The organism is Microcoleus sp. B7-D4, from assembly GCF_036705125.1.
Taxonomy (GTDB): Bacteria; Cyanobacteriota; Cyanobacteriia; order Cyanobacteriales; family Microcoleaceae; genus Microcoleus.
Genome location: NZ_JAUBTT010000161.1, coordinates 1 through 10,403 on the forward strand (window position 1 = coordinate 1; position 10,403 = coordinate 10,403).

General features: G+C 47.5%; 5 protein-coding genes. 2 read left to right on the forward strand and 3 right to left on the reverse strand.

Annotated elements, in window-relative coordinates; genetic code table 11:
• Window positions 1–613: 613 nt before the first annotated feature.
• The gene (locus QUB12_RS35215; RefSeq protein WP_333146577.1) at window positions 614–2,662 is read left to right on the forward strand and encodes a SpoIIE family protein phosphatase; all 2,049 of its coding nucleotides are present in this window, start codon (window positions 614–616) and stop codon (window positions 2,660–2,662) included.
• A gap of 366 nt (window positions 2,663–3,028) precedes the next feature.
• Here QUB12_RS35215 and psb35 read toward each other — a convergent pair whose 3' ends face one another.
• A complete protein-coding gene (psb35, locus tag QUB12_RS35220; protein WP_333146583.1) occupies window positions 3,029–3,241 on the reverse strand; it encodes a photosystem II assembly protein Psb35 in 213 nt (70 codons plus the stop codon).
• Window positions 3,242–3,804: 563 nt separating this feature from the next.
• Here psb35 and QUB12_RS35225 point away from each other — a divergent pair.
• Window positions 3,805–6,840 (forward strand): glycerol-3-phosphate acyltransferase, encoded by a 3,036-nt coding sequence (locus tag QUB12_RS35225; RefSeq protein ID WP_333310770.1) that lies wholly within the window; start codon window positions 3,805–3,807, stop codon window positions 6,838–6,840.
• Window positions 6,841–6,970: 130 nt separating this feature from the next.
• On the opposite strand, the gene QUB12_RS35230 is transcribed toward QUB12_RS35225, so the two are convergent.
• Entirely contained in the window at window positions 6,971–8,701 is a 1,731-nt protein-coding gene (locus QUB12_RS35230; RefSeq protein WP_333146573.1) for a chemotaxis protein CheB, read from the reverse strand.
• A 325-nt stretch (window positions 8,702–9,026) separates the two neighbouring features.
• Window positions 9,027–10,247: an ABC transporter permease gene (locus tag QUB12_RS35235; RefSeq protein WP_333146581.1), complete on the reverse strand. Its 1,221-nt coding sequence runs from the start codon at window positions 10,245–10,247 to the stop codon at window positions 9,027–9,029.
• Window positions 10,248–10,403 lie beyond the last annotated feature (156 nt).

The window sequence follows — 10,403 nt, forward strand, 5'->3', positions numbered from 1 at the left end:
CTGGTGGCTGTGGGCTTTTTCATTCCTTTATTTTACCAGATGCCGCCACTTAAGTTTTTTTGACCTGAATCCTTACATTGAATCTTTCTATATCACAAGTTTTGCCCGTATCTCTCCCGACAGATTGGTGTCGCTTGCGAGGGAAAACTTTTTCCTATGCGACCTAAAAAGTTGTATAGTACAGGGCATATTGTCTGTAAACGGCTGAGAGCGAATCTCAGAAATCTGGGTCGCAAGAAAACAGGGATGTCTACAGCTTCATATAAAGCCTGTTTAGGCTTCGTTTGGGCTTAAAACGCAGTTTTTGTCCCGCTAAGCCAGGGATGATATTACACTGCGGGTTTTGAAGCAACAGGTAGAAACTTCTAATAACGCCACGCAACAACTGGAAGCGATGCTAAAGGCGTAATTATTCTTAGTTAATCGCTATACCCGTGAAATCTTGGAAAAATACTTCTCGTAAATTCCAGCTTCGTACTGCCCTCGTCGTTCCCTTCGTTCTGCAAATCGTCGCGGCGGTGGGGTTGGTGGGTTATCTTTCCTTCGGCAATGGGCAAATTTTTCTGTAGCCAGCATTGACCCTTTGAATAGCCCACCCACTCATGGAAATCTTATGAAACTCCAAAGACAAATCCTCTTAACAACGATCGGGCTGGTTTCCCTTGCCCTTGTTCCCACCGTTGCTCTCCTGACCTGGACTTCCCGACACGCTCTCCTCGCACAGACTGAAGCACAAGGTAAGCAAGTCGCTCAATCCCTGGCTCGCAGTGCTCAGTTTGTTGAGAAAGTTCCCAAAGATGTGGAAAATACGATCGCAGATCATATGCTTGCCCAAGCCACGATCTCGGCTCACCTGGTTGCTATAGCTGAAGCAGCCAATCTCAGCCCCCAACAAATCAATCAACGGTTAAGTGCGATCGCCAAAAAATCCGTCGTGGAGGAGTTCTGGATTACGGATGAAACTGGACGGGCTTATTTGAAGAATGCTCCCTTCGCGTTCACGTTTAGTCCTGATCGGGCTAAACAACCCCAGGCGTCTATGTTTTGGCCCCTCCTAACAGGAGCAAAATCTACCGTTGTTCAGGATGCCCAGGTGAGAGAGTACGATAAGCAAATCTACAAATATGTGGCAGTAGCAGGGGTCGATCGTCCCCGGATTGTGCAGGTTGGGTATAACGCTTCGTTTATTGAGCGGTTGCGCCAACAAGTTGGAATCAATGGCTTGATCAAGCGATTGTTAACGAGTGGAGAAATCGGTGGCATCTGGGTGGTCGGTCTCAACGCCACCACCAATGCAACGGGTGTGGCAGACAATTCTGGATTGAGTCAAATACTGAGTCCAACAGATACCCAAAGGTTGGAGGACAGTATAGCTCAAAAACTGACCCAAAGTTATCAAGAAGATGGTTTTTTGAAAGTTGCCACGCCGTTAATTGACGAGACAGGACAGATAACAGGGGCAATCCTGGTTTCACTCTCCACAAAACCTGTGCAGGCAGCGCTTCAGAATCAACTGTTATGGTCGCTGACAGTTTCAGCCGTGGTGCTAATAATCAGTTCGATCGTTGCCCTGCTGTTATCGTGGCGACTAACTCAGCCTGTGCTGCAATTAAGCGAGGCTGCATCTTCGTTGTCTACTGGCAACTGGGATCAAACTGTTCATGTCCAGGGGACTGATGAAATGCACGATCTAGCAACTGCATTCAACAAAATGAGCGGACAATTAAAGGAGTCTTTTGCAACACTTGAAGATAAAGTTAAAGAACGCACCGCAGAACTAGGAACCGCTAACGAAGAAATCATTGCCCTCAACGAGAGACTCAAGGAAGACAATCTCCGCATGGGTGCGGAATTGGATATCGTGCGTCAGATGCAGCAAATGATTCTGCCGACTGCTGAGGAACTGAAAATTGAAGGACTCGATATTGCCGCATACATGGAGGCCGCCGATGAAGTCGGCGGCGACTACTATGATGTCTTAAACACCGATGGCGTTGTCACTCTGGGCATCGGCGATGTCACGGGGCATGGACTTGAAAGTGCCATCTTGATGCTGATGGCGCAAACCGCCGTTCGTACCCTCAAGGAGATACGTGAAGTAGACCCGGTTCGGTTCCTAGATGCGCTCAACCGCACCCTTTACAAAAACGTGCAGCGCATGAAATCTCACAAAAGCCTCACCCTAGGGATTTTAAATTACTCCCAAGGACTCGTCAGCATTAGCGGTCAGCATGAAGAAACAATTATTGTGCGAAACGGTGGACAGGTAGAACGTGTCGATACGATGGATTTAGGTTTTCCTATTGGCCTCCACGATGACATTGCTGAGTTCATCAGTCATATTTCAATTGAGCTACAGCTAGGAGATGGTATAGTGCTATATACCGATGGTATTCCCGAAGCAAAAGACATTAAGAAAAAACAATATGGCGTGGAGCCGATGTGTGAAGTCATCAGCAAAAACTGGCATTTATCGGCTGGGGAAATCAAGCAAGCGGTGATTGACGATGTGCGGCGACATATCGGCAATCAAAAAGTATTTGATGATATTACGCTGTTGGTTTTGAAGCGGACGGAATTAGGCCTAGAAACAGAGTCACAGCCTCAAGCAGCCGCAGTGGTTGAGAGCGATCGCGAATACCTCGAAACCATAAACTTATGACATCAAACGGGAAAATTGTCGTCGGGGCGATCGCCTTAGCAGTCAAATTTACGAAAAAGTGGTGAGATATCTCAAACGCCGCCCCCCAACAGAGGCTGAATCTCAAGAGAACTCCAAAGCTGTAGTCAACTTCTAAATTTCTATGATTAAATCTATCTAATGATATATGGTATCAATGTAAAGAAAGCGATCGATCGCGGGATGAGCGCTCCCTTTATTGACATTAGTGCTTTCGGTCAATTAAAACTATTCACTCAAAGCCTTTCTAAATAGCGTAAGGCGCGCCAAGGCGCACCCTACCGGAGCGATCTGCAAGGGTAATTCCTATTCCTCTCAAAGCTTTTTCCGAGCTAAAACAGCTTTATTCTATTTTTTCTTTGACTCAGAAACTTCAGCAATCAAATCGTCTTTATCAACTTTCGGTACAAAATCCGGGCGTTCTTTGGCTTCCCAACCGGGTGGGCGCTTGGAGTTGTACCAGGCGATCGAGCCGATCGTAGCTGCAGCAATAAAGCCAGCAACAAGAACTAATATTGGAGTGCTCAAGCTGACACTTGATTCCGGCACGGGCTGCTGCATCAGCAGCTCAATCATTACTAGCTTGATGGGTGCAACAACAACTGCTATGGGAGTGGTCAAGCTGATATCTATCATCAAAATTCCTCGGGTCTGAAACCCCGTCCTTACAGGACGGCTTTACATTTAATTTGAATCCCCTTGCGGGTAGGGGGGTATGGTTGCCCCCCGTGAGGATATGGTTGTCATCAATCTCCCATTTCTGGGGTAAAGTTAGCTTTGCCAATGTTTTCTGAGCTTGCGCGGGCTAGCAGCACGGTTCCAGTGACCTTAGAACTGTTTAACTACTAGCGACAGAGCAGGGAACTAGCTTCGCATTCGCCCGGTGTCGTGACTCAAAAAACGTAGTCAGTTAAGACGCAAGGCGGGTCAAGATGGCTTGTTAGATTTCTCTTTCAAGCCTCATGCCGTCAGGGCTGAGGTTCTTGACTAGGCTAAATCCTTATCTACTCTACTTTTACATTATCTTAAGTGCTAATGCCGTGTGGTTGATATATCGGAAGACAGAAAAATTGACAGAATTGCCGTCATAATGTTTAGAGGTTGAAAATAGGAGAGCAGATTTTATGCCGTTGGGGACAATAGCATTGCTGTTGGCTGCGAGTTTCAGCCTGGGTGCTTTACCGCTAACGGGATGGGCGGTGCGAGTGTTTAGCCGCCGAGATTTGAGGGCGCTGGGCACGGGGAATGTGGGAGTGTCTGCAGCTTTCATTCACGGCGGGAAATTAGCGGGAATTGCTGCGGTGTTGGCGGAAATTGCCAGGGGTATTCTGCCGGTTTTGGCGGGGCGATTTTGCTTCCCGGATGCACCGGAGATCGCGATCGCCCTGTTAATTCCTCTAGTTGCGGGCAGATATGCGATCGCCCGAGGTGGAGGCGTAACCAACGCTGTCTGGGGTCTTTTGGTATTTTCGCCGCCGGTGGCGGTATCATCGGGCATTTGGGGGCTGCTGGTGTGGGGTTTGGCACAGCGGTGGTGGGGTAAGGGCGATCGGGCGAGACTCTTTGCTTCCCGTTGCGGGTGTCTGTGTACCCCAATCTGGGTTTGGGTGTGGCGTCAATCAATGCCCGAATTTTTAGCAGCAGCAGGATTAGCCTTTTTACTCTTCACAATTAGTCTTCGTCAGGGTGATGATATGGCTTTATCTAAATCAGACCAATTGTTTTCTCTTGATGACTCGTTAGATTCTGCAATCTGTGGCGATAAAGCAGCTAAATTGTCTCAACTGAAACGAGCCGGGTTTAATGTACCTTCTGGTTGGATATTATCCCAAGAAGCGGGCATCGGGCATCGGGCATCGGGCATCGGGCATCGAGGAAATAGTGATGAATTGTCAATTTCCCATGCTTCCATTCAAAATCTAAAATCCAAAATCCAAAATCGAATGATTGTGCGTTCTTCTGCTGCCGGAGAAGATGGCGATACGAGTTCTGCAGCCGGACAATATCAAACTATTGGCCCTGTTTTCACGGAAGCAGAATTACTCGATGCAATTAATCGCTGCCGCCAGTCTTATTGGACTTCCGAAGCTGTGGCTTACCGCCGACAGCGACAATTGCCAGACACCCAAATGGCTGTATTAATTCAGCCTTATATTGACAGCGAATTTGCGGGAGTCATGTTCAGTCGCAATCCTTTAGATGGCGGTTCCCAGATTATTATTGAAGCTTTACCGGGAGGGGCTGAATCTGTTGTCGGCGGACAATCTACTCCGGTTCATTTAGAAATTGATTTTAGTCAACCTGAATCCTTAGAAAAAAAATTAACTGAACTTCAAACTAATTCAATTATTGCTCAATCGATTTTAGCAGAATTGGTGAAACAAGCCCAAGCGATTGAAGCATTCTTTCACGGAATCCCGCAGGATATTGAGTGGAGTTGGGACGGGGAAAAAGTTTGGATTTTGCAAAGCCGCCCAATTACTAATTTACAGCCTTTTTGGACGCGCACTATTGCAGCAGAAGTAATTCCTGGTGCAATTCGCCCCCTAACTTGGTCGATTAATCGGCCGCTAACTTGCGGGGTTTGGGGAGAGATTTTTAAGGTGGTTTTGGGCGATCGCGCCAGTGGCTTAAACTTTAATGAAACGGCAACTTTGCTGGGTTCTCACGCCTATTTTAATGCGACTTTGTTGGGCGAAATTTTTCGGATGATGGGATTGCCGGAGCAGGGTTTGGAATTTTTGCTGAGAGGGCAAAAAATGGGCAAGCCGCCTTTGGGGAAGATTTTGCAGAATTTGCCTGGTTTGTGGCGTCTGGTGCAGCGGGAGAGGGCGCTGAATGCAGAATTTAAGGGCGATCGTACTTCTATTTTCCTCCCGGCACTGCAAAGTTTGGAGAAGGAAGGCACGACACGGGTTTTGACACGGATACACGGATTAATTATTGAGGATGAGTCAAAAGGAATTTTAATGCCCAATGCCCAATTCCCAATGCCCAATTCCCAATGCCCAATTCCCAATGCCCAATGCCCAATGCCCAATTATCAATATTTAACGGAATTGTTGGAGAGAGCGGAGCAAATTCAGGAGTGGCTGAAACCGATTACTTACTACAATATATTAGGGCCGATCGGGCTGGCTATTCGCAAGGCAATTTTTCGAGTTAATGATGACTGGCTGGCTAATGACAGCGCTCCTGAAATTGCTTCGGTGCGAGCTTTACAGCAGTTGGCTCAGAAATTGCGGCACGCTGCTGTTTCGCAGCCTGACGAAACTGTTTCAGTCGCACATTTAGGACAGACATTTGCGGAAACTCCGGCTTTACAAGCAGATTTTGAAAAGTGGCTTGATATTTACGGATATTTGAGCGAGGTGGGAACGGATATTGCTGTTCCTACTTGGCGAGAACAACCGGAAGTTTATCAAAAGTTGCTAATAAATATGGCTCAAAAAGCCGAAACTAATTTAGTTGAGAAAGGTGAAATAGGATTGAGTTTTTCGCAGAAGTGGCGATTAGATAAATGTCAAGAAAGAGCGCTTGTCAAAAACGAAATTAGCGAAATTTACGCGCGGTTGTTGGCTCACCTGCGCTGGACTTTTTTGGAGATTGAAGCTTGCGGCTTGGCAATGCAGGTGTTTGAGGAAAGCGGGGATATTTTTTATCTGGAATTTGGGGAAATTCAGCAGTGGATTCGTAGCGGTGCAAGTGTTTCGTTTAAGGATACAATTAGCCAAAGGCGCGATCGCCTGGTAGCCGATCGTGATCGCCAGATTCCCCCCGTAGTCTACGGCAATTTGCTGCCAAATTCTCAGACAAGGGCGATCGACTCCGCAACATCAGAAACTAATATCATCCAGGGAATTCCAGCAAGTATTGGTCGTGTCGAAGGCTTTGTCAAGATTTGCCGCACCGCGAGCACAGATTTAGGAGAAAATGCGATCGCAGTAGTCCCATACACCGATGCAGGTTGGGCACCGCTGCTATTAGGAGCAACAGCAATTATCGCCGAAGTTGGTGGCCAACTATCTCACGGAGCAATTATCGCTCGCGAGTACAAAATTCCCGCAGTTATGAATATTTCTGAAGCTACAACTCGCTTGCGAGACGGTCAAAAAGTCCGAGTAGACGGGTATCTCGGCACTGTAGAATTGCTGGAATAATTAGGAACAGGCAAGATGCCTGTTCCACAAAGAGTTGATTTCTTGTGGAACAGGCATCTTGCCTGTTCCTAAAAAGATTATTGAAAATGGTGCAACATCTCAGCAATCTCGTAAACCCGTCCCAACTTTCCTAGGCTGTTAAGAAATTCTGGAGAACATAATTCCCCAGCTTTCTACCCGTACTTAAACCATCTACGTTAGCACTCATGAAATGGATGCCTCCGTAAATGCGACTCATGCCCGATTCATCGGCCGCTTCGCTGAAGTTTTGGTAGGTTCGCAAAGTGTTGACACTCCTGTCTCCCCGATCGGCAAAGCCGTAATCCGAACCAAAGACAGAACTCATAACAGGATCTGCGGCACCGCTAAAGGTACTGTGGCCCGACGTGTACTCAGGGAACGGGGGAGTAGTTAGCAGCGGAGTCCACAGGGGGTCGGCTGTGGTGTCGGTATTGTTGTCTGTCTCAGCTTGGCGGATAGCTGTCACCGGCCGCCATAAATTGTACTGGTACTTGGCATCCCAGCAACTAATAGCTGCATCGGCGAGAGCAATATTCAACAGGGCAAACAACCGGGCGCTATCTTCCAGGGATGTGGCGGTGAGAGTTGCTGTTTCTTCGGCGATTTGGTTCCAGTGACCCGGAGGCGTAAACGTCCCAGCGCCGTTGGCCCAGAATTTGGCGATCGCTGTTTGGTCTGGGGTGCGCGTAAGACTGTCACTTTTGCCGATTTCTTTGACGTAGTTAAGTTCCTCTGCGTACTTGGCGCTGTCGAGGGCGGGCGGGCCGGGCGGGCGGAACTGAGAACCGCTAGTCATGGCAAAGGGAGTAACTTGGGCCCACTGTGGCCCCAGCGCGGTGGCAAGGGCGGGGGGAGTCGGCACCCAACGGCCGGGGTCGGTTGAGGGGGTGTACTGCACTACTTTCGTGATGCCGTCTGTACTCCGCAAACTGATAATTTGGTCAGCAACTTGCTGTCCGAGGGCAATCCCGTCTTCTTTGGCTTTGCCATCGGTAATTTTAGCTAAAGACGATGCGTATGCTTCGTTGAATGTGGCTGCTTGCGCTGGGTAGAGGTTGACTAAGACGCCGTAGGCGGCCGCTGCGGTGGCTGCTTCTGCTGATGTACCTGCGGGTGGGTCTATTTCCACGAGGTAAGGGGTGTATTTTTTGCCGATCGAGTTAACAGCATCGTAAATGGCTGCGTGAACCATTGCCATGTTGCGGGAGGCGAGGGGAGGCGCGGTGCTGGCTGTCCGCACTGCATTCAGCAGGACTCCGTTCCACTCAATGACAGGGTTTCCCGATAGCTGATTTGTGAATTGGTCGCGGTTGATTGTGTTGCTGTTGACTCCTTGCAATACTGCTAAATACTCGCCCGTAATTTTGTCTTGAATTACTGTGCTGTTGCTGTTGACTCCGGTGCCTTGCTGGATGTTTAAATCTTCAAAGCTGAGGCCGTCTAGCAATCGAATTTTGTCATTGCCGTTGCCGAAGTCGGCGATGTAGTCGGCTGTGGCTAAAGTTGGGCCGCCGCTGCCTTTAGCAATGGCAAATATATCATCGCCTGTGCCGCCGCTCATGGTATCGCTACCTGCGCCCGCGTAGATGAGATCGTTGCCGGAATCGCCACCAATTAGGTCGCTGCCTTTGCCTCCCCAGAGGATGTCGTCGTCTGCACCGCCAACAATCGTATCGTTGCCTTGGTCGCCGCAGATTTTGTCTTTGCCGACATCGCCTCCGAGATAGTCGTCTCCGCTGTTGGCATAAATGATGTCGTTGCCATCCAAGGCGTTAAATGTGTCTGCTTGCGTAGTTCCTTCGAGATAGTCAAAGTTAGAACTAGGGGTCAGGGATGCCATGTTGATTTATTGGATATTTTGATTAAAGCGCATAGATTCCTACTGTCAGTAGATGCTTGAGTCTGTTTACCCCAGCTTTAATATTATTAAACTTTGTGGTTCGCAAGCAAACGCCACAACAAAGCTTTATTAAATCTTTAACGTTGAATGGGTTTTTGATGAACTTTTGCGCTGTAAATGTACGTCAAGATACTATTTAAAAAAGTTCCTCAAACAGTGCCACTTTGTTAAATCTTTACAAAAAAACAGTTTTTTTAAATTTTTATATAACCCCTATTCCATATCATAAATGAGCGGATTGTGTAACGGACTAAGTAGATATTTATTAAGCACTCCTCAAAGCTGCGATCGGGTCTAGTTTGGCGGCTTGGCGGGCGGGGACAACGCCGAAGAAGAGGCCTACTGCACCGGATACACTGACAGCCAGGGCGATCGCCACGGGTGATATTCCAGCTTGCAGGGGCGTGAAATTACCTACAAGCAAGATACCGCCGACACCGACGCAAGTACCGACTATCCCTCCGGCGGCGGATAAAATTACAGCTTCAACAATAAATTGAAACAAGATATCTTGTTGAGATGCGCCGATCGCCTTTCTGAGCCCGATTTCCTGAGTGCGTTCGCTAACGGACACAAGCATAATGTTCATAATCCCAATGCCACCGACTAATAGGGAAATGCTGGCAACAGCAGTTAACATCAGAGTCAAAGCGCCGGAAATTGCCCCCATTCTTGCCATTAAATCTTTTTGATTTCTGACAGTAAAATCATCTTCGGTAGTAATTTTATGCCGCAATCTCAGCAGGTTTTCCACCTGAAATTGCGCCGCATCCATTTGCGATTCATCTTTAATCGAAATAAATATCGACGTGACAGCCAAACCGTAGGGAGATTTGCGCCCAACTATGCGATTGGCCATTGTGGTGATCGGCACAGTGGCGGAATTATCAAAATTCGTACCAAAAGATGTGCCTTTGGGCGCCAATACTCCAATTACTTTGAGGCTGACATTTTTGATCCGCACTTGTTCGCCCAAGGGATTTGTATTGCCAAAAAGTTTCTCGGCCAATTCTGAACCGAGCACCACAACTTGGTTACTTTGCTTAACATCAAGTTCGGTCAAAAACCGCCCTTTTGCCATTTCAAAGCTTCTAACTTCTAGAAACTCTGGAATTGTGCCAAAAATTAGAGATGAGACATTTTTGTTGCTGTAGCGAACTATTTCAGAACTGTTAAGTTCTGCTGAGACGCCTTGAACGGATGGGACTTGAGTTGCGATCGCCTTTGCGTCTGGCAATACGAGAGTTTGAGGCGCACTTGAGATGGTACTTCGCCTAGCGTTGGGAACTCCCGGCCTAACTATCAATACATTTGTACCCAGAGATTGAACTTGTCCTGCTACAAATTTTTGAGCTCCTTCTCCCACTCCAATCATGGCAATTACTGAGGCATTGCCGACAATCATGCCAATCATTGTTAAACTGCTGCGAATTTTGTTGGCTAGTAGCGTTTGACCGGCCATTTTGACGCTTTCAATAAAATTCATAATTTGGGAATTGGGAATGGGGAATTGGGCATCGGGCATCGGGAATTGGTAATTGAAACCAACAAATAACCAATGACTAAGGAATGAAAAATAAATAAATTGATGAATTATCGGTTATAATGAAAAAAGTGTGAGATTACAATTTTCACTCCTTAG